Raw genomic sequence first — 16,867 nt, 5'->3', positions numbered from 1 at the left:
GGCTAGACCCGCACCTCGATCAGCGGTGCAGCGGCCATCCGCCCGGCGTCGAAGCTCTCCAGCGTCACTTCGATCCGGTCGGTGTCGAACCGCACGGGCGTGTCGAACTCGAAACCCGCCGTGACCACCTCCCCGGCGGCTGGCGGCGTGCCCAATGTGACCAGCCCCGCCGCGTGATCGACTGCGAACGCCCCGTTCGCCTGTTCAACACCGCTCACCGCCACCCGAACCGTGCCCTCGACAGGCTTGGCGATCCGCCGCTCCGCCGCTGTCTCGCCGTCGCCATACCGCTTCGACAGGACGAACATCGTCCGCACACCGTCTCCTTGGCCCAGCGCCTGATCCGCCGCGCTCACGGCCGCGCCCGGCGGGCCGGATTTGAAGTCGGCGAAATCCCGAAAGCGAAATCCGTACAGCCGTCCTCGACGCGCTTCGAAGAAGGCTGTCAGCGTCGCCATGTCGTCCAGCGATCTCAGACCGGCCCCGATAAGGTAGCGCCGGCGCCCCTGCGCCCACGGCGTCGATCGCCGCTCGAACCCGGAACCCAGCGTCACGATCTCGGTGCGCCGTTCCACGCCGCCAGTCGACCCGAACGCCAGCCGCGCTGGCAGCCTTATCTCATGAAAGGCCATTCATCCCCTCCTGTCCGGTTTCTTTCCGGCCGCGCTTCGCATGTCGAGCGAGCGCCGGCGCCATCCTCCTCCGACCGGATGTGGGTCCGGATCGCGCGGGGTGGCGATGGTCGGCCTCTCGGGCTTCACTCTTTCGGTCGGCCTGGAACGCGAGGACCAGGATCGGCTCCGGGCCTGTTCGTCCTGATCGGCTTGGTCAATCCTGGCTTCCTGCTTTGGATCGGCATCACCGACAGCCAGCCAGGCGACAACCGCTTCGGACCGAATCCCAAAGGCCTCTGACGCTGTCGACGCTCTCAGAACTTGCGCGCGCCCAATGATACGGCGCGCGCAAGCATCTGGGCGATCTGGGCTTCCGACCGCAACAGGCCCTGCGCACCGCCGTCGATGCGGACGTTGACGGTCACGCCGGAGCCGCCGACCGGCTCGATGGTCCCTGCCCCCGAGGGACGGAACACCTCGGGCCCCCGCTCGCCGACCAGATAGCCGCCGCCGCCCGCGACGGGCCCGCCGTCCGCGCGCGTGCCTGAAAAGATCGTCCGCACCGCTTGGGCGATGGCGTCAGACAGCCCGCCCCCGCCGCCGCCCGATCCGGCCGCTGCGTTCACCGCCGCCAGCATCGCCCGCGCCAGTTCGGCCAGCGTCACCTCCCCGTCGGCCGCCGCCCGCGCCAGGGACCGGGTCAGGCTCTCCCCCGCCCGACCGAAGGCATCCTCGATCGAGGCGGCCGCCCGCTCGGCCGGCTCACGCAACCCTTCAAGCGCCGCAGCCGCCTCGGCGGCCTTGATCGGCACCGCGTCCAGACCGGCCGGTTCGAAACTGTCACTCATCCGGCCACGCCTCCGTCATCCGCATAAGATCGCCGCGATCGATCGGCCCCGCGTTCGCGGGCCGATCGGTCAGCATGCGCCATTCCTTTAGTGACAGCCGCCAGAACGCATCGGGGGCGACACCCAGCCTCGCCGCGGTCCGAGCCATCTCGCTCCATGGCGTCTTCACGCCGCTGCCGCGAAGGCCTTGGCCACCGCCTCCGCCGCTTCGCGCGGGTCGATAGCCGCCCGGTCCAGGTCTGCCGCGAGCGCCCACTCGCCGCCGCCGCGCAGCAAGGCCGCCAGCACCGCCGCCAGATCCCGCCCGGACAGCGCCCGCATCCGGTCAGCCAGCGCGTTGACGGACTCCAGTCCCAGCGCCGTTTCGATCTCCGCCAGCGCCCCCAGCGTCAGGCACAGCCGCCGCCCGGCTCCAGCCAGTTCGGCAACGACCTCGCCTCTGGCTGCGTTCACGCCCCGTCCGCCGTAACGAGTATCCGCCATGGTTCGTGTCTCCGTCGCTGTTTCGCTTTTGGCCGTGGCCGCCTGCGCCGCGCCGCCTACCGACGGTTCGGCGCCTGGCCCGACGCAGGGAGCCGCCCTGGAGCCCGCACTCTTCACCCTCGCCCAGCTCGATTCCGCGTCCGCCCCCGCGCAGGCGCGTCGGGCGCGGGCCGCCGGCGAGCATCGCCTCTATGCTGTCCTGGGCTATGCGTTGATCTTCCCCCGCGCGAGCGGCGCGGACGCCGACCGCCTCGGCTACCGCATCATCGCCGGGACATCCGATCACTATCGGTCCGATCACGAACGCGCCTTCAACGAGGCCGCTCACGCCTACGCAGCCGCCTGGAACGTCGAGATGCTGCGGTCCGGGCGCTAGAGCGCCGCGAAGGTTATTTCTCCCGCGCTGGCCAGACTGACCGCGAAGGTCGCCTCGCCTTCATGCTCGCCGGCGTATTCCAGCGCGGCCACCAGGAACGCTCCCTCCAGCACGCCGAAATCCGGCACGATCAGCCTCCAGATCCGCGCGGTCTGGTTGAAGAAGGCTTCACGGATCAGGGTGTCCGACGCCGCGTCGCGAAAAATGCCCTGGCCCGCCACCGCCGCCGACCTGACTCCCGCGCCGCCCAGCAGCTCGCGCCACCGCCCTGCGCTGTCGCCGTCAGTCGCGTCAACGGTACGGGCGTTCAGGCTGATCGTCCGCGCCCTCAATCCCGCCACCGTCGTGAATACGCCAGGCGCGCCCTCGATCTTCAGCAGGATGTCCTTGCCCCGTTGCGCCGCCATGTTCAGATCTCCTCTGTGACGGCGCGCACGCGCAGCACCGCGAATGTCCGCGCGCCGTCGGCGCCGGGAAATACGTCCGCGAACGAGACCCGCAGGGCCGTCGTCCGCACCCCGTCTGCCTCGACTGCGGCGTCGGCCAGCCGAAGCCGCACCGCCGCCAGCACGGCCTTGGCCTCCTCCGTCCCGCGAAACCGCGACACGATCGTCAGCGTCAGGGCGTGCTCGACGCCACCGCCGTCCGCCCGCACCGGACGACTTTCACTGCGGCCGATCAGCAGGTGCGGAAACGCCGGCCGATCCGGCGGCGCATCCCAGATCCGCGCCGGTGCGCCCAGCAGCGCCTGTACCGCCGCAGCCCCTTGAAGATGCGCGATCAGCGCCTTCTGCAGCGCCATTTCATGCGCGCTCATCGCATCCGCTCCAGATTGAGGATCGCTTGACCGCCAACGGTTTCGCCCGAGAGGATCCGCCAGTCGCCGCCGCCGAACCTGAGCATCCGACCCGCCGTCAGCCGCGCGTCCGACCGTGTCTCGGCCGTCGTCGTTTCGACGGTCCGCGTTCCGCCGGGCTCCGCCTTTTCGCGCCGCCGCCGGGCGCCCAGCTTCAGCCAGGCCGACCCCATAGGCTCCCAACTGACCGCCCGCCCGCCATAAGGCGTCTCGGTCTCCAGCGGCTCGAACAGGTCCGCCAGCGCCCTCACAGCCGCACCACGCGATACGGCGCGATCCAGGCCTCGACCGGCGAGACCGGCATCTCCCGGTCACCGCGTTCATAGGCCCGCAGGGTCAACATCAGGATGGCCAGCCTCAGCGGCGCGGGACTGGTCGACAGCAGGGTCACCCCCGCTTCGCCCTCGACCCGCGCCCGGGCTGCATCGATCAGCGCCTGGATCAGCGCATCCTCCGCATCATGCTCGACGCGCAGGAACAGCTTCGCCTCCGCCAGGGCGACGGGTTCGGTCATGGATAACCTCATTTTCTGAAAGGAAGGCAACAGGCACGGTGAACAGACGGCAGGATCCCGTCCGTGCTCACTGTTGCCTGCTGCCTGTTGCCCTGAGGGCTAGCTCACCGCGAACTTCATCACCTTGATGGCGTCGAAATTCTGCACCCCGCCGCCGACCCGCTTGGTCGTGTAGAACAGGACATAGGGCTTGGCCGAATAGGGGTCTCTCAGCACCCGGACGCCGGCCCGGTCGACGATCAGATAGCCGCGCTGGAAGTCGCCGAACGCGATGGCCGCGCTGTTGGCTGCGATGTCCGGCATGGTTTCGATCTCTGTCACGCGATAACCGAGCAGACTCGCCGTCTCCCCCGCCCGCTGCGCCGGCTGCCAGATGTAGTTGCCGTCGGCGTCCTTGAATTTGCGCACCGCCGAGACCGTCTTGCGGTTCATCACGAACCGCCCGTTCGGCCGATACTGGGCCTTCGGCGCATAGACCAGGTCGATCAGCCGATCAGACGGACTGCCCGAGACGAAGGCGCCGGCCGCGCCCGACGCCACATAGCCGATCTCGCCCCACGCGACGCCGGCGTCGGCCACGATCGGATAACTCAGAAACCCCCTGGGCTTGTTGATCCCGTCGCCATTGACGAAAGCCGCGGTCTCCTGCGCTGCGAACGCATCCTCGACCTCGGCCGCCAGCCATTCGTCCAGGTCGATCAGGGCGTCGTCCAGCAGTGACTGGGTCGCCGCGGGATTGGCGTAAAGATCAGCCGACGGGAACTCCAGCAGCGCCAGGGTAGCCGGATCCGTCTCCGGTCTCGCCGCTGTCTCGGCCACCCAGCCCGCGGCCACGCCTGCCGTCGAAACCGGCTTGCGGAACACGCCTGCGCCCACAGTGCGCACCGTGGCGATCTCGCGCATCGGCGACCCCGCCATCAGTCGCCGGTCGATGGCCCGCTCGGTCTGTTCGGGCACGACATAGCCGGCCGAGTTGGACGCTGTGCTCAACCCGGCCTTCAGCTCCAGTCCGAACGAGGCGCCCGTCTTCAGATACCCGTCAAACGCCGCCTTCTCCTCCAATCCTTCCTCGTTGGAGGAGGCGGGGAAGCGAATGGAAGAGGTCAGTCCCAGCTCCGGTCGTCGGCCTTCCGACACCACCCGATCCAGCCGCGCCTGGGCGCTCGACACCGCCTGGTCGATCCGCGCCACCTTCTCCTCCAGCAGGGAGTCGGCCGAGGCCTTCCTTTCGATCTCGTCCAGTCGGGCGTCATTGGCCCCTTTGAACGCCTCGAACGCCGCCATCATTTCATGCATGGCGGCGCGCGCCTCCGGCGTGGCCGGGGCCTGTTTGGTCTCTTTCATAATATCTCCGGTTGAAGAACCGCGGGTTGCGGTTAGGTTCGAGGCGTGGACCGCCTTCTTGGAAAATTGTCGTCGTTGCCGGCTCTGCGGTCATGGGTCGAGCCGTCGCGAGACAGCGGGTGAGCCCCCGCTTCACTCCGCTCGAAAGCGCTGTCGTTGACGCCCTCGTCTGGGAGCTGGGCGACACCGCGCCCGACCTCGCCGGCCAGTTCGCCGAAAGTCTGCCCGGCCAACGACGCAACACCGGCTCGGGCCTGTTCACGGAGGTGATCGTCGATCGGACCCGCCCCGCGCCATTGACCACCCCGACGGGCCGGTTCGGCACGGTCCACGCCATGGTCGGCGATCTGCCCGATCCCGTCGCCTTCCAGGTCGAACTGCGCGCCGGCCGGCTGCTCTATCTGTTCGGCGACGCCTACGGTCAGGACACCCGCGACATCGACTTCGCCACTGTTCCTTTCGACCAGGTCTTCACCGTGGATGCGCACGGCGAGTCGGTCGCTTTCGACCCCGCCGCCCTCATGCCGCCCGGCCCGTCGCCGGACCCGCAAATCCATGCCGACCCCGTCCCGGCGGCGACGTTCGAGCCATCTTTCGTCAACCTTGACGCCCCCCGGGGCGTCCAGAACGCCTCGCCGCCAGACCCGGTGGAAAATCTCTTCCCGGTTCGAACGACCGACGCGGCGCCCGCTGACGCAGAGGAATCCCGAACCTCGCTGTTGGTCGGCGTCTGGGTCGTTATCGCAATCGTCGCGTTGGTTGCGTCCCTGGTGTTTCGTCTGCCTTTGGCCCTCGCCGTCTTTGGCGCCGTCATACTGGCCCGCTGGGTTCAGAAACCTGCGGTCCTCTCGACGATCCAGCGTCTCGTCGACACCCGGCGAAACCGCGAGCTCAATCCGCCGCAATCCTGACCACGCCCATCCCCTCGTTCACCGTGAACCGCGCTCCCGGCAGCATCGGGAAGGTCACCAGCGACACCTCCCACAGCTCTACCTCGACCAGCACCCGCAGCCGCCCCTCGCGCCGCGCGCGGTTGCTGCGGAACCCGATCGACAACCCGTCCAGCGCACCCGCCTTCGACAACGCGCCGGCGAACCGCGCGTCGGGCGACCAGTCCATGATCCGGCCGCGGACGAACAGACCTTGCTCGTCCTCGGCCATCTCGTCCCAAACTCCGACGACCGCCCGGCTTTCGTGCTGGTGCAGCATCCTCACCGCCCGAGCCCCGGTCTTCCTCAGACTGGCCGCGAAGGCGCCCTTGGCCAGCACGTCGCCGTTGAGATCCGCTACGCCCCACAGCGAAGCATAACCCGCAATCCTCAGGCCCGCTCCAGCCCCGTCGGCCGCCGTCATCCCCAGCCCTCCAGCCTTTCCTCGATCCGCTCCACCGCCGTGCGCGTCGCCACGCTCTGTTCTTCCAGCCGCGCCAGCCGCTCGGCCACCAGCCGCTGCTCCGCGACCCGTTCTTCCAGCGTTGCGATCCGCGCCGCCGCTCCGCCCGCCCAGACCAGGCCGCCGATCGTCTGCACCGCCAGGGTCGCGATCAGCGCCACGGGAATCCTCTTGAAGCCTTCCATCAATCGCCCACTCCCGCCATGCGCCGCCGCTCGTCATCGGTCAGGAAACTTGCCGCGCTCAGCCGAGCCCACAGCGCATCACGCTCGGGCTGGAGGGCCGGCAGCGCTTCCAGATCGGCCTCGATACGACAGCCCTGAAACTTTGGTTGCAACCAGTTGGTCAACGCCGCCGCCGTCTTCCTGACGAGCGGAACTATGGTCTCCCGCCAGAAGGCTGCATTGGCCTCCCGATAGTTGGCGTAGGTCGCGTCCCCGGGAATTCCCAGCAACTGCGGCGGCGTCCCGAACGCCAGGGCGATCTCGCGCGCCGCCGCATGCTTGCCGGCGATGAAGTCCATATCGGAGGGCGTCCAGCTCATGGGCTTCCAGTCCAGCCCGCCTTCCAGGATCATGGGCCGTCCGGCGTTCATGGTCCCCGAATGACTCTCGCTGACCTGCGCCCGCAGACTTTCGAACTGCTCGGCGGTCAGCCGCTCCCCATCCTTGGCCCCGTAAACCAGGGCGCCGGACGGGCGCGCAGCATTGTCCAGCAGCGCCTTGTTCCAGGCCCCCGACGCATTGTGCACATCGATCGCCGATGCCGCCGCCTCCAGTGGTGAAAACCCGTAGTGATCGTCCGTCGGATGAAACAGCTTCAGCTGCATCACCGGCATCCAGCCGTCCGCCGCCCGTCCGATCCTTATCGAGCGTCCGTCCACGGAATAGTCGTACGCCTCGGCCCATCCCGACCGGCCGGGCGCCACCTTCACCCGGTCAGGGCGCAAGGTCCAAAGTTCCTCCGGCCGGGCGTCGCCGACCGCTTCGACATAGGCGTTGCCCGCCGTCTGCAAGGCCCCGTACAGCGCCTCCAGCCACTCCGTCCCCGACTGTTCGGGATTGGGCCGCGCCAGGAGCCGGGCCAGCGGATGGTCTGCTGTCCTCGCGCCATCCGCGAACACCAGGAGCGGCGTCGAAGCCGCCGCCTCGGCGATCATTCGCACGCAGCGATAGGCCACCGCGTTCTTTCCAAACCCTTCGACCGCCAGATGGGCGTAGTCGCGCGGGGTCCATCTGGCGCGCCCCCCGCTGGTCAGAGCGATCAGCGGCCCAGCGCGGCTGTCCTTGATTTCGGGCGCGGCTTCACGCCCGCGGCGGCTCATCGGCCAGCGCAGCTTTTGCATCCTCGTCCTTCCCGAAAGTTTCGTCTCAGAGCGTCCGTGCGCTCCGTCGGGCCCGATTTCCCGTCATGCCAAAACAATACCGGACCAGCGCACCAAGGCTGGCAGACGGAATCGAGAAAAGCACATCTCGTTGTTTCAACAGGATATTATTTTCTGAATCCGACTATAGATTCGCGAACTGTCAGCACAGCTTCACGCTGCGGCCTCATCCGCTTCTGACTCTGCGCCGTCACGGGCGGCTTGCATGGCGCGATTCATGGCGGTCAGCAGTTCCGCCAGCTGAATGGGCTTGCCGACATGCCCGTTCATCCCCGCCGCCAGGCAACGCTCCACATGGTCGGGTTGGACATTCGCGGTCAGGGCCACGATCGGCGTCCGCGCCACAGCGCCGCCCATGCCCCGGATGGCCCGCGTCGCCGCCAGTCCGTCCATAACCGGCATGTGGACGTCCATCAGGATCAGGTCGTAGTCGCCCGACCGGGCGGCTTCCACCGCTTCCGCTCCGTTGCACACCGTGTCCAGATCCACGCCGAGCCCGCCCATGATCGCAGCGACCAGTTCCCGGTTCGCCGAGGCGTCGTCCGCCAGCAACACCCGCAGCCCCGCCGGGTCAGCCATCTCCGTCGGGTCGGCCTGCATTTCCGTCGTCGTCGCGGAACGCATGGGAATCCTGAACCAGAAGGTCGAGCCCTCTCCCGGCGTGCTATCGGCCCCGATCTCTCCGCCCATCATCTCGATCAGACGGTGCGAAATCGCCAGGCCCAGGCCGGTTCCCCCGTAGACCCGGGTGGTCGATGCGTCGGCCTGGGTGAACCGGTCGAACAACTGGCTGATCTTTTCCGGAGCGATGCCGATGCCGCTGTCGCTCACCGCCACCCTCAGCTGCCCGGAATCCTCGGCGACCGTCAGCCGGATATCCCCGGTCGAGGTGAATTTCACCGCGTTGGACAGGAAGTTCAGCGTCACCTGGCGCAGCCGCCCCTCGTCGCCCATCAGCGCGGCGGGCAGGCCAGCCGCGACATCGACGGTCAGGGTCAGGCCCCGGGCCAGGCATTGCGATTCCACGATCGCCGCGGCGCCCTCCGCCATGGCGCGGGGATCGAACGGCTGCGGATCCAGGTCGACTGCGTCCGCTTCCAGCTTGGAATAATCCAGGATGTCGTTGATCACGCCCAGCAGCGCATCGCTCGCCGTTGCGATCCGGTTGGCCCACATGCGCTCGGCCGGGGGCAGGTTCGCACTCGCCTCCAGCAATCCCGAGAAGCCGATCACGCTGGTCAGCGGCGTCCGCAACTCGTGGCTCATATTGGCCAGAAATTCCGATTTGGCCTGCGCCCCGGCCTCGGCCCGGTCTCGGGCCTCGATCAGCGCCTCCTCCAGACGCTTGGTGTCGGTGACGTCGCGGACCACATCCTGGAATTCGATCACCCGGCCGTTATCGTCGCGGATGATGGAGGTCCGCGCCTCGAACCAGCGCACCTCACCGTCGCGCGGCAAGCCGCGATATGTCACGCCCCGCTGCGAGTATTCGGGCGGCGCCTTGACGAATTCCCGGAAGCTTTCGGTCAGGGCGGGAATGTCGTCAGGATGGATGAGCGAGGTGGCCGGCCGCCCCATCAGCGCCTCGGGCGGGTAGCCGGTCGCGGCCTCAAGCGACGGCGACACATAGGTGACCAGGCCGTCCACGCCGTAGGTGACGATCACATCCGTCACCCGGGAGGCCAGCAGCCGGTAGCGACGCTCGCTTTCGGTAATTCGCAGCACCGCCTGTTCCGCCTCGGTCACGTCCTGGAACACGCCGATCATCGCCTTGACGCGTCCGTCGGGGCCCCGCTCGGTCTTGGCGTGCGTCTCGACCAGCCGCTCCAGGCCGTCAGCCCGGATCAGGCGGGCTCGCGTCCGAAAGCCCTCGCCGGTCTGCAAGCCGCGTATGACGGCCTCCTGGACCCTCGCCCGGTCCTCGGGGTGGAAGAATGCGATCGCGTCGTCGAGGCCGGGATCGAAGGTCTCCGGCGTCACGCCATAGATGGCGTAGACCCGGTCCGACCAGGTCGATTTGAACGTCTCGGCGTCCATCCGCCAGCGCCCGACGCCGGCCATCTGCTCCGTCAGACGGAGTAATTCCAGCTGCTCCTCCTGTTGCCGGGCGGCCTCCGCCCGGTCGAGGATTTCACCCGCCATGCGAGCAAGCAATTTCAGGTTCTCGATCTCGGCGTCGCTCGGCCGCGAGCGGGCCCGCGTGTCCATCACGCCGATGGCGCCCACGCTCTCGCCGACGGCGTTGACGACGCCGACGCCGGCGAAGAACCGCAGGTGAGGTTTCCCCGCCACCATCGGGTGGTTGCGGACCCGTTCGTCCGCCAGGGCGTCCTCGATCACCAACACCGCGCCCGGGCCCAGGCTGGCCACCATGTTGGTCGCCGTCAGACCGCGAGGCATCTCGCTCTGACCCAGGCCGACGTTCGCTCGAAATACGGTCCGGTCGCCGTCGCAAACGCCGATCATGGCGTGGGGCATGTCGAACATGGCGCAGGCCAGCGCCGTCAGCCGATCGAACGGGCTTTCCAGGTCCAGTCGGCTCGCCGCCGCTTTCCGCAGCGTTTTCGAACGCTTCGCTCCCATACAGGCAGTTTGCGCTCGAACAACGAAGTTTCGGTTAGCGGTTCCGGTCGCCGCCGCGCTCGGCCATCCACTCCGGCGCCTCGAAGTCCAAAGCGTCCTCCGCCGCGTTCAGCGCCAGTTCCGAAACTGTCTGTCCCCGCACCGAAACGCCGGCTGAATGCACGCTCTCAGGGTCCCCCGACACGAGGGGATGCCAATCCGCCAAACCCCGGCCCTCGTTGATGCGGCGGTACCCGCAGGACAACGGCATCCACCTCAGGGCCTCGATGTTCCATGGCGTCAGCTTGATGCAGTCCGGCACATGCTCGCGGCGATTGGCGTAGTCGGTGCAGGTGCAGCGCTCTGCATCGAACAGCTTGCAGTGAACCCGCGTCGGTACGACTTCGCCGGTGTCCTCGTCCTCGAACCGCACTAGGCAGCACAGGCCGCAACCGTCGCACAGGCTTTCCCACTCCTCGCGGGTCATCTGCTCCAGTCGCTTGGTTTGCCAGAAGGGCCGTTCCATCGGCGGCCTGTTAAACCCTTCGGGTCGGCCTGTCTCGCACAAGACGCCGCCTGTCGGTGGTCATGAAGGCCGGCACGCCCTATATGGCCGCCTTCGACCGCGCGACCTCCTCGCCGCCCCCCAACCTCGTCCGCGTGTCCAGGGTTTCCATGGCTCCCCGTCCTCCTCTCGTCGCCCTCAAGAACGTCCGCCTCCAGGATGGCCAGCGCCCGCTGTTCGACGGCGTCGACATCGCCGTCGAGCCGCGCACCCGCGCCGCCCTCGTCGGCCGCAACGGGGCCGGCAAGTCGACCCTGATGAAGATGGTCATGGGCCTGATCGAGCCCGACGCCGGCGACCGCTCGGTCCAGGCCGGCACCCGCTTCGCCTATGTGCCCCAGGAGCCGGTCATCGCCGGCGATACCCTGCTGGACTACGCCGCCTCCGAAGGCGCCGAACGCTGGACGGCCGAGGCCTGGCTGACCACCTTCGGCCTTGATCCGGAAAAGCCCGCCGTGAACCTGTCCGGCGGCGAAACCCGCCGCGCCGCCCTGGCCAAGGCCTTCGCCGAAGAACCCGACCTCCTGCTGCTGGACGAGCCGACCAACCACCTGGACATCCTCGCCATCGAACTGCTTGAGGAGGAACTGCTCCAGGCCCGCTTCTCGGTCCTGGTCGTCAGCCACGACCGCGCCTTCCTGAACCGCGTCACACAGTCCTGCCACTGGCTGGAAGGCCGCCGCGTCCGCACCCTCAACAAGGGCTTCGCCGCCTTCGACGAATGGGCCGACAAGGTTCTCGAAGAGGAAGCGGAGTCCCTGCGCCGCCTGAACAAGGCCATCGAGCGCGAGACCTACACCTTCTACCGCTCCATCACCGCCCAGCGCACCCGCAACGAGGGACGCGCCCGCGCCCTCAACGCCATGCGCGAGGATCGCGCCGAGCGGGTCAAGGACATCCCCCGCGAACTGAACCTCGGCGTCGATTCCGGCGCCCTGTCCGGCAAGCTGGTGGCCGAGCTCAAGGGCGTGACGAAATCATTCGGCGATCGCCCCGTCATCAAGCCCTTCAGCACCCGCGTCATCCGCGGCGACCGGTTGGCCATCGTCGGCCCCAACGGCGCCGGCAAGACCACCCTGGTCAAGATCCTGCTGGGCCAGCTCAAGCCCGACGCCGGGACGGTCCGCCTGGGCGCCAATCTGGAGCCCGTCTATCTAGACCAGTCGCGCGAAGGCCTGCGCAGCGACATGACCCTGTGGGACGCCCTGACCCCCGGCGGCGGCGACAGCGTGCTGGTGCGCGGTGTGTCCAAACACGTCGCGGCCTACGCCAAGGACTTCCTGTTTCAGGAGGGCCAGTTGCGCCAGCCGATCTCGACCTTGTCGGGCGGCGAGCGCAACCGCCTGCTGCTGGCCCGCGCCTTGGCCAGGCCCGCCAACATGCTGGTCCTCGACGAGCCGACCAACGACCTGGATATGGACACGCTCGACAAGCTGGAAGAGCTGCTCGAGTCCTATGACGGCACCCTGATCCTGGTCAGCCACGACCGCGACTTCGTCGACCGTCTGGCCACCTCGACCATCGCCATGAACGGTCGCGGCGACATCGTCGAAACGCCCGGCGGCTGGACCGACTTCATCCGCCAGAACCCCGGCTTCCTCCAGCCCGGGGCCAATCCGCGCCCGCAGGACAAGGACGCCGCCCAACGCGCCGCCGCCGCTCCGGCGCCCGCCTCGGTCGCCGCCGCGCCGAAAAAGCCCGGCAAGCTGACGTTCAAGGACGCCCATCGCCTGAAAGAGCTGGAAGGCCTTCTCGCCTCCCTGCCCGAGGACATCGCCCGCCACGAGGCGACCCTCGCCGACCCCGGGCTCTACGCCCGGGATCGTAAGGCTTTCGACCGCGCCACCGCCAACGCCGACCGCGCCCGATCGCTTCTGGCTGCGGCGGAGGAGGAGTGGCTGGAGCTCGAGGCGAAGCGCGAGGCCCTGGCCGGCGCCTGATTTCGGCTCCGAGTCATCGCGCGACGCACGAATTTTCGCCGCTTCGCGCGGATCTGTGCAGAAGTCACAAGACCTTCACGCGCAACAGAAAATTGCCCAATCCGCACAGCGCCGTCCCCGCCCTGCAAACTTTATCCCCAACACAGTCCACAGGCGGCCATTCCGGACCGCTTGCCACATCCGCGGATCGGAGCGAGCTTGATCAGGCCGAGGGACACGGCGGCGCGGAAATCCGGGGAGACCCGGGGATCAAAGCGGACCGGCCCGGCTCTCTGATCGAACGCACCGGGGGGTTTCGACCTTAACGGACGGGAGACAGGATCAAGGCCCAAAGGACTTTTCAAAGGCTTCGGCCGGAGAAAACCCCGAGGGAACCGGATCGGGATCGATGGACGGCGCGGGGCTCGACCTCGTGGAACGCCGGAGACCAGGAGCGCGACAGGATACAGCCGACCATCGTCGGGGTTCGCCCCGCTGATGCAAGGCCAGGGTCTTGAACCTCAATGGCCAAGTCCAACCCGGACTTGGCGAGGGGACGAGGGAAGCCGGTTCGCCGGGGACCTTCGTCCCCTCGCTCAATTCCGGATCTGGCGCGCTCTGGAATACGCTGTCCGCGCCATCGTGCACCAGGACATTCCGGGCGACACAACCGCGACAAGTCGGCGGTGACATACGGGACAAGTCGCGACTTCCGGGACATTTCGCGCGTCCCGTGCCCGGCGCCCCTCGCGGCAGCCTGACGCGCCATAGACCGCCCCTTTCCCTTCTCCCGGCGGGGCCGTAAACCAAGGCCATGACCTTGCGTGGGAATCGCCGTTTCCGGCCTGACCGCCGCGCCGTGATCGCGGGCGCCGGCGCCCTGGCGGCTGCGGCGGCCGTCTCGGCCTGCCAGCGCGCCGAGGCGCCCGTCGACGAGGAGGGCCGCGTCCGCCTGCGTTTCGCCACCGACTGGCGCGCCCAGGCCGAGCACGGCGGCTTCTACCAGGCCCTCGCCTCAGGGGCCTACGCCAAGAGGGGCCTGAACGTCCAGATCATCCAGGGCGGCCCGGGCGTGAACGTGCCCCAGCTGCTGGCGTCGGGCGCTGTCGAACTGGGCATGGGCTCCAACAGCTTCATCCCGATGAATCTTGTCGCCGAGGGCGCGCCGGTGAAGGCCGTCGCCGCCTTCTTCCAGAAGGACCCCCAGGTCCTGATCGCCCACCCCGACCCGGCGCTGGAATCGATCGCTGACCTTCAGGGCCGGCCCTTCCTGCTGTCGGACGCCTCGGTCACCGCCTTCTGGGTCTGGCTGAAAGCCAAATACGGCTTCACCGACGATCAGGTGCGCAAATACACCTTCAACCTGGCCCCCTTCCTCGCCGACGAGCGGGCGGTGCAGCAGGGCTATCTGACCTCGGAACCCTATACGATCGAGAAGACCGCCGGATTCACACCCAAGGTCTTCCTGCTGGCCGACGAGGGCTATCCCTCCTACGCCACCATGGTCCTCGCCCCCGACGCCTTCGCCCGTGACAATGCGGCGGCCCTGCGCAGCTTCATCGCCGGCTCGGCCGAAGGCTGGCGCGATTACATCCAGGGCGACGGCCAGGCCGCCGACGCCCTGATCCGCAAGGACAACCCGGAGATGACCCAGGACGTCCTCGATCAGGCCCGGGCCAAGCTGAAGTCCAACGGCATTGTCGATGGCGGCGACGCGGCCCTGTATGGTCTCGGCGCCATGACCGCCGAACGCTGGCAGGCCTTCTTCGACGTGACCTCGGGCGCCGGTGTCTATCCGGCCGGTCTGGACTGGCGCAAGGCCTTCACCACCCAGTACCTGCCCGGCCGTGGCTGAGGCGACGGCTGCGCTTTCGGGCGCTGTCGTCCGCTATCCCGGCCGGCCGCCGATTGGGCCCATAGACCTGTCCATCGCCCCGGGCGAGATCGTGGCCCTTGTCGGAGCGTCGGGCGCGGGAAAGTCCACCATCCTGCGCTTGCTGGCCGGTCTGGAGCCGCCGTCCGAGGGGCGGGTCGATCGCGCCGCCGCGCCCGGCCGCACCGGCTTCGTCTTCCAGGCCGCCACCCTGATGCCCTGGGCCGACGCGCGGACCAACGTCGCCCTGCCGCTGGAATTGGCCGGCGTCGCCGCCTCCGACGCCCGCCGCCGCGCGGATGAGGCGCTGGCCACGGTCGGCCTTGGCGATCGTCTGACCGCCCGTCCGCGTCAATTGTCCGGCGGCATGGCCATGCGGGTTTCCCTGGCCCGCGCGCTGGTCACCGAGCCCGACTTGCTGCTGCTGGACGAGCCCTTTGCGGCGCTCGACAGCGTCACCCGTCGCCGCCTGATCGAGGACCTGCACAGGCTGTGGGGCGCCGGGTCGCCCCGACCCGCCATCGTCTTCGTCACCCACGACGTGGAGGAGGCCGTCTACCTCGCTGGCCGCGCCCTGGTTCTGGACACGGCGACCGGGCAGGTCGCGGCGGCGCGAACCTTGCCCGGCCCGCTGCCCCGCCCCGAGGGCTGGCGCATGGACGGAGCCTATCGCGCGGCTGTCGAGGGATTGGCCCACGACCTCGCCGATGCGATGACGGCCTCGTCGCGCGAGGCCGCATGACGCGTCTCTTCCCGCCCCTCCTGCTGACCGCCCTGCTGCTGGCTGTATGGGAGGTCGCTTGCCGGGCGCTGCATGTCCCCGGCTATTTCCTGCCCCCGCCCAGCGCGGTCGCCATCGCCCTTGTCGATCGGGCGCCGGTGCTCGCCGGCTCGGCCGCCGCCACGTTCTGGATGGCGATTCAGGCCCTGATCGTCGCCGCCCTTCTCGGCGGCGGCCTGGCGCTGACAGTGTCGCTGAGTCGCTCCGCTGAACAGGCCGTACGGCCGCTGGCCGTGGCCCTGCAGGTGACGCCGGTCGTCGCCATTGCCCCGCTCGTGCTGATCTGGACCGGGCTGGATCACGCCGACAGGGCCGTCGTCGCCCTGGCGGCGGCGGTCGCCTTCTTCCCCCTGTTCTCGGGCGTCCTTACCGGACTCAAGGCCGCCGATCCGGACCTGGAGCGATTGTTCGACCTCTACGGCGCCACGCCCCTGCAACGCCTGATCCGCCTGCGCCTGCCCGCCGCCCTGCCCTTCATGCTCGAAGGGCTGCGGGTCGCCTCCGGTCTGGCGGTGATCGGGGCGGTCGTGGCCGAATTCGTCTCGGGCTCAGGCGCCACCCAAGGGCTGGCGTGGCGCCTGCTCGAGGCCGGCAATCGCCTGCGCACCGCCGACATGCTCGCGGCGCTGGCGCTGTTGATGGTGATGGGTCTGACGCTCAACGCCCTGGTCGGGGCGCTGGAAGGCGCCGTTCGGCGGCGGACGTAAATTTCCGTTTCGCTCCTGTGCCCGGGAGGGGCCGCGTTAGCCCCCCCTTAAGGCCCTGACGACTAGCGTGGACGTCCAGTCCTTGCGTCCGGAGCCGCCCCTTGCGCCGCGCCCACAGCCTCCCGATCGCACTCCTCGCCGCCACGACGCTGGCCGGCGCGGCCGTGGCCCAGACGTCGCCGCCGACCGTCCGGCAGGATCTGCGCCAGCTCTCCTGGTCTGGCCGGACCATGACCGCGACGCCGCCCGGCGCGCCCGCCACAGCCCGCGGCGATCTGCGCCGCCCCAATCTCGTCATTCCCCACGGCGGCTTCGGCGCCGTCGAACCCGTCCCGGCCCGCGCCGCGGCCGCGCCCGCGCCGCGCCGGACACTGACCCCCGCCAACGCCTGGCTGCAACCGGCTCCGCCGCCCGCTCCCGCTCCGGTGATGGCCGCCCCGGCGCCTGCTCCCGCCCGCGCCGCGCCGCAACCTCGTCCGGCCTCGACGCCGGAATATCTCCCTGACCAGGGCGGAAGCGGTCAGCCCGTTCCCGCCGACATCGCCTATCCGTCCGCGCCCTCCACGGCAGAGCCGGTGCGGAACGACCCGCCCGATCCCATGGCCCCGCGACGCGACGCGCCGATCTTCCGCCTGCAACGGCCGGAGCC

20 protein-coding genes and 1 pseudogene are annotated in these 16,867 nt (G+C 68.9%); 7 read left to right on the top strand and 14 right to left on the bottom strand.

Annotated features, from left to right (window positions below):
• Window positions 1–2 precede the first annotated feature (2 nt).
• From VN378_RS06270 to VN378_RS06255, 4 genes are all read right to left on the bottom strand, one after another.
• The gene (locus VN378_RS06270) at window positions 3–632 is read right to left on the bottom strand and encodes a DUF2460 domain-containing protein (RefSeq protein WP_325742015.1); all 630 of its coding nucleotides are present in this window, start codon (window positions 630–632) and stop codon (window positions 3–5) included.
• Between the two features lie 296 nt (window positions 633–928).
• A complete protein-coding gene (locus VN378_RS06265) occupies window positions 929–1,462 on the bottom strand; it encodes a phage tail tape measure protein (protein WP_325742013.1) in 534 nt (177 codons plus the stop codon).
• Window positions 1,455–1,610: a phage tail assembly chaperone gene (locus VN378_RS06260; RefSeq protein WP_325742011.1), complete on the bottom strand. Its 156-nt coding sequence runs from the start codon at window positions 1,608–1,610 to the stop codon at window positions 1,455–1,457. Before VN378_RS06260 ends, VN378_RS06265 begins: the two co-directional genes overlap by 8 nt.
• 17 nt (window positions 1,611–1,627) lie before the next feature.
• Complete coding sequence (locus VN378_RS06255) at window positions 1,628–1,945, bottom strand: GTA-gp10 family protein (protein WP_325742009.1); 318 nt, start codon at window positions 1,943–1,945, stop codon at window positions 1,628–1,630.
• On the opposite strand from VN378_RS06255, the gene VN378_RS06250 reads away from it, so the two are divergent.
• Window positions 1,944–2,321: a hypothetical protein gene (locus VN378_RS06250; protein ID WP_325742007.1), complete on the top strand. Its 378-nt coding sequence runs from the start codon at window positions 1,944–1,946 to the stop codon at window positions 2,319–2,321. The genes VN378_RS06255 and VN378_RS06250 overlap by 2 nt on opposite strands.
• Here VN378_RS06250 and VN378_RS06245 read toward each other — a convergent pair.
• From VN378_RS06245 to VN378_RS06225, 5 genes are all read right to left on the bottom strand, one after another.
• Window positions 2,318–2,728 carry a phage major tail protein, TP901-1 family gene (locus VN378_RS06245; protein WP_325742005.1) on the bottom strand — a complete coding sequence of 137 codons (411 nt, stop codon included), beginning with the start codon at window positions 2,726–2,728 and terminating at the stop codon, window positions 2,318–2,320. The genes VN378_RS06250 and VN378_RS06245 overlap by 4 nt on opposite strands.
• Window positions 2,729–2,730: 2 nt before the next feature.
• The gene (locus VN378_RS06240; RefSeq protein ID WP_325742003.1) at window positions 2,731–3,138 is read right to left on the bottom strand and encodes a DUF3168 domain-containing protein; all 408 of its coding nucleotides are present in this window, start codon (window positions 3,136–3,138) and stop codon (window positions 2,731–2,733) included.
• Complete coding sequence (locus tag VN378_RS06235) at window positions 3,135–3,428, bottom strand: head-tail adaptor protein (RefSeq protein WP_325742001.1); 294 nt, start codon at window positions 3,426–3,428, stop codon at window positions 3,135–3,137. The genes VN378_RS06240 and VN378_RS06235 overlap by 4 nt, the downstream gene beginning before the upstream one ends.
• Window positions 3,425–3,691, bottom strand: a complete 267-nt coding sequence (locus VN378_RS06230; RefSeq protein WP_325741999.1) for a head-tail connector protein — start codon at window positions 3,689–3,691, stop codon at window positions 3,425–3,427. Before VN378_RS06230 ends, VN378_RS06235 begins: the two co-directional genes overlap by 4 nt.
• Window positions 3,692–3,790: 99 nt before the next feature.
• The gene (locus VN378_RS06225; RefSeq protein ID WP_325741997.1) at window positions 3,791–5,035 is read right to left on the bottom strand and encodes a phage major capsid protein; all 1,245 of its coding nucleotides are present in this window, start codon (window positions 5,033–5,035) and stop codon (window positions 3,791–3,793) included.
• Between the two features lie 119 nt (window positions 5,036–5,154).
• On the opposite strand from VN378_RS06225, the gene VN378_RS06220 reads away from it, so the two are divergent.
• On the top strand, window positions 5,155–5,946 hold the full coding sequence (locus VN378_RS06220) for a hypothetical protein (RefSeq protein WP_325741995.1): 792 nt from the start codon (window positions 5,155–5,157) through the stop codon (window positions 5,944–5,946).
• Here VN378_RS06220 and VN378_RS06215 read toward each other — a convergent pair.
• The 5 genes from VN378_RS06215 to VN378_RS06195 form a co-directional block, all read right to left on the bottom strand.
• Window positions 5,927–6,388: an HK97 family phage prohead protease gene (locus tag VN378_RS06215; protein WP_325741993.1), complete on the bottom strand. Its 462-nt coding sequence runs from the start codon at window positions 6,386–6,388 to the stop codon at window positions 5,927–5,929. The two genes, VN378_RS06220 and VN378_RS06215, sit on opposite strands and share 20 nt — an antisense overlap.
• Window positions 6,385–6,588, bottom strand: coding sequence for a hypothetical protein (locus VN378_RS06210; RefSeq protein ID WP_325741991.1), 204 nt, complete (start codon window positions 6,586–6,588; stop codon window positions 6,385–6,387). Before VN378_RS06210 ends, VN378_RS06215 begins: the two co-directional genes overlap by 4 nt.
• Window positions 6,589–6,611: 23 nt before the next feature.
• Window positions 6,612–7,772: a phage portal protein gene (locus VN378_RS06205; protein WP_325741989.1), complete on the bottom strand. Its 1,161-nt coding sequence runs from the start codon at window positions 7,770–7,772 to the stop codon at window positions 6,612–6,614.
• Window positions 7,773–7,964: 192 nt separating this feature from the next.
• Window positions 7,965–10,394, bottom strand: coding sequence for a PAS domain-containing protein (locus tag VN378_RS06200; RefSeq protein WP_325741987.1), 2,430 nt, complete (start codon window positions 10,392–10,394; stop codon window positions 7,965–7,967).
• Between the two features lie 34 nt (window positions 10,395–10,428).
• The gene (locus VN378_RS06195) at window positions 10,429–10,899 is read right to left on the bottom strand and encodes a YcgN family cysteine cluster protein (protein ID WP_325741985.1); all 471 of its coding nucleotides are present in this window, start codon (window positions 10,897–10,899) and stop codon (window positions 10,429–10,431) included.
• 149 nt (window positions 10,900–11,048) lie between these two features.
• Here VN378_RS06195 and VN378_RS06190 point away from each other — a divergent pair, with 149 nt between their 5' ends.
• The 5 genes and pseudogenes from VN378_RS06190 to VN378_RS06170 all read left to right on the top strand — a co-directional run.
• Window positions 11,049–12,878, top strand: coding sequence for an ABC-F family ATP-binding cassette domain-containing protein (locus tag VN378_RS06190; RefSeq protein WP_325742118.1), 1,830 nt, complete (start codon window positions 11,049–11,051; stop codon window positions 12,876–12,878).
• Window positions 12,879–13,671: 793 nt separating this feature from the next.
• The gene (locus tag VN378_RS06185; protein WP_325741984.1) at window positions 13,672–14,712 is read left to right on the top strand and encodes an ABC transporter substrate-binding protein; all 1,041 of its coding nucleotides are present in this window, start codon (window positions 13,672–13,674) and stop codon (window positions 14,710–14,712) included.
• Entirely contained in the window at window positions 14,705–15,472 is a 768-nt protein-coding gene (locus VN378_RS06180; RefSeq protein WP_325741983.1) for an ABC transporter ATP-binding protein, read from the top strand. Before VN378_RS06185 ends, VN378_RS06180 begins: the two co-directional genes overlap by 8 nt.
• A complete protein-coding gene (locus VN378_RS06175) occupies window positions 15,469–16,218 on the top strand; it encodes an ABC transporter permease (protein WP_325741982.1) in 750 nt (249 codons plus the stop codon). The genes VN378_RS06180 and VN378_RS06175 overlap by 4 nt, the downstream gene beginning before the upstream one ends.
• 101 nt (window positions 16,219–16,319) lie before the next feature.
• Window positions 16,320–16,867: pseudogene (locus tag VN378_RS06170) on the top strand (hypothetical protein); the annotation flags it as partial.

Source organism: Brevundimonas sp. (assembly GCF_035561115.1).
In the GTDB taxonomy this organism is placed as follows: Bacteria; Pseudomonadota; Alphaproteobacteria; order Caulobacterales; family Caulobacteraceae; genus Brevundimonas.
The sequence above is the reverse complement of the archived record's forward strand: the minus strand, read 5'-3'. Positions and strand labels throughout refer to the sequence as shown.

Excerpts from the sequence above, each read along its gene's own strand:
- VN378_RS06270 (WP_325742015.1), bottom strand. The coding sequence starts at position 632 with ATGGCCTTTCATGAGATAAGGCTGCCAGCGCGGCTGGCGTTCGGGTCG.
- VN378_RS06265 (WP_325742013.1), bottom strand. The coding sequence starts at position 1,462 with ATGAGTGACAGTTTCGAACCGGCCGGTCTGGACGCGGTGCCGATCAAG.
- VN378_RS06260 (WP_325742011.1), bottom strand. The coding sequence starts at position 1,610 with ATGGCTCGGACCGCGGCGAGGCTGGGTGTCGCCCCCGATGCGTTCTGG.
- VN378_RS06250 (WP_325742007.1), top strand. The coding sequence starts at position 1,944 with ATGGTTCGTGTCTCCGTCGCTGTTTCGCTTTTGGCCGTGGCCGCCTGC.
- VN378_RS06255 (WP_325742009.1), bottom strand. The coding sequence starts at position 1,945 with ATGGCGGATACTCGTTACGGCGGACGGGGCGTGAACGCAGCCAGAGGC.
- VN378_RS06245 (WP_325742005.1), bottom strand. The coding sequence starts at position 2,728 with ATGGCGGCGCAACGGGGCAAGGACATCCTGCTGAAGATCGAGGGCGCG.
- VN378_RS06240 (WP_325742003.1), bottom strand. The coding sequence starts at position 3,138 with ATGAGCGCGCATGAAATGGCGCTGCAGAAGGCGCTGATCGCGCATCTT.
- VN378_RS06230 (WP_325741999.1), bottom strand. The coding sequence starts at position 3,691 with ATGACCGAACCCGTCGCCCTGGCGGAGGCGAAGCTGTTCCTGCGCGTC.
- VN378_RS06225 (WP_325741997.1), bottom strand. The coding sequence starts at position 5,035 with ATGAAAGAGACCAAACAGGCCCCGGCCACGCCGGAGGCGCGCGCCGCC.
- VN378_RS06215 (WP_325741993.1), bottom strand. The coding sequence starts at position 6,388 with ATGACGGCGGCCGACGGGGCTGGAGCGGGCCTGAGGATTGCGGGTTAT.
- VN378_RS06205 (WP_325741989.1), bottom strand. The coding sequence starts at position 7,772 with ATGCAAAAGCTGCGCTGGCCGATGAGCCGCCGCGGGCGTGAAGCCGCG.
- VN378_RS06200 (WP_325741987.1), bottom strand. The coding sequence starts at position 10,394 with ATGGGAGCGAAGCGTTCGAAAACGCTGCGGAAAGCGGCGGCGAGCCGA.
- VN378_RS06195 (WP_325741985.1), bottom strand. The coding sequence starts at position 10,899 with ATGGAACGGCCCTTCTGGCAAACCAAGCGACTGGAGCAGATGACCCGC.
- VN378_RS06190 (WP_325742118.1), top strand. The coding sequence starts at position 11,049 with ATGGCTCCCCGTCCTCCTCTCGTCGCCCTCAAGAACGTCCGCCTCCAG.
- VN378_RS06185 (WP_325741984.1), top strand. The coding sequence starts at position 13,672 with ATGACCTTGCGTGGGAATCGCCGTTTCCGGCCTGACCGCCGCGCCGTG.
- VN378_RS06175 (WP_325741982.1), top strand. The coding sequence starts at position 15,469 with ATGACGCGTCTCTTCCCGCCCCTCCTGCTGACCGCCCTGCTGCTGGCT.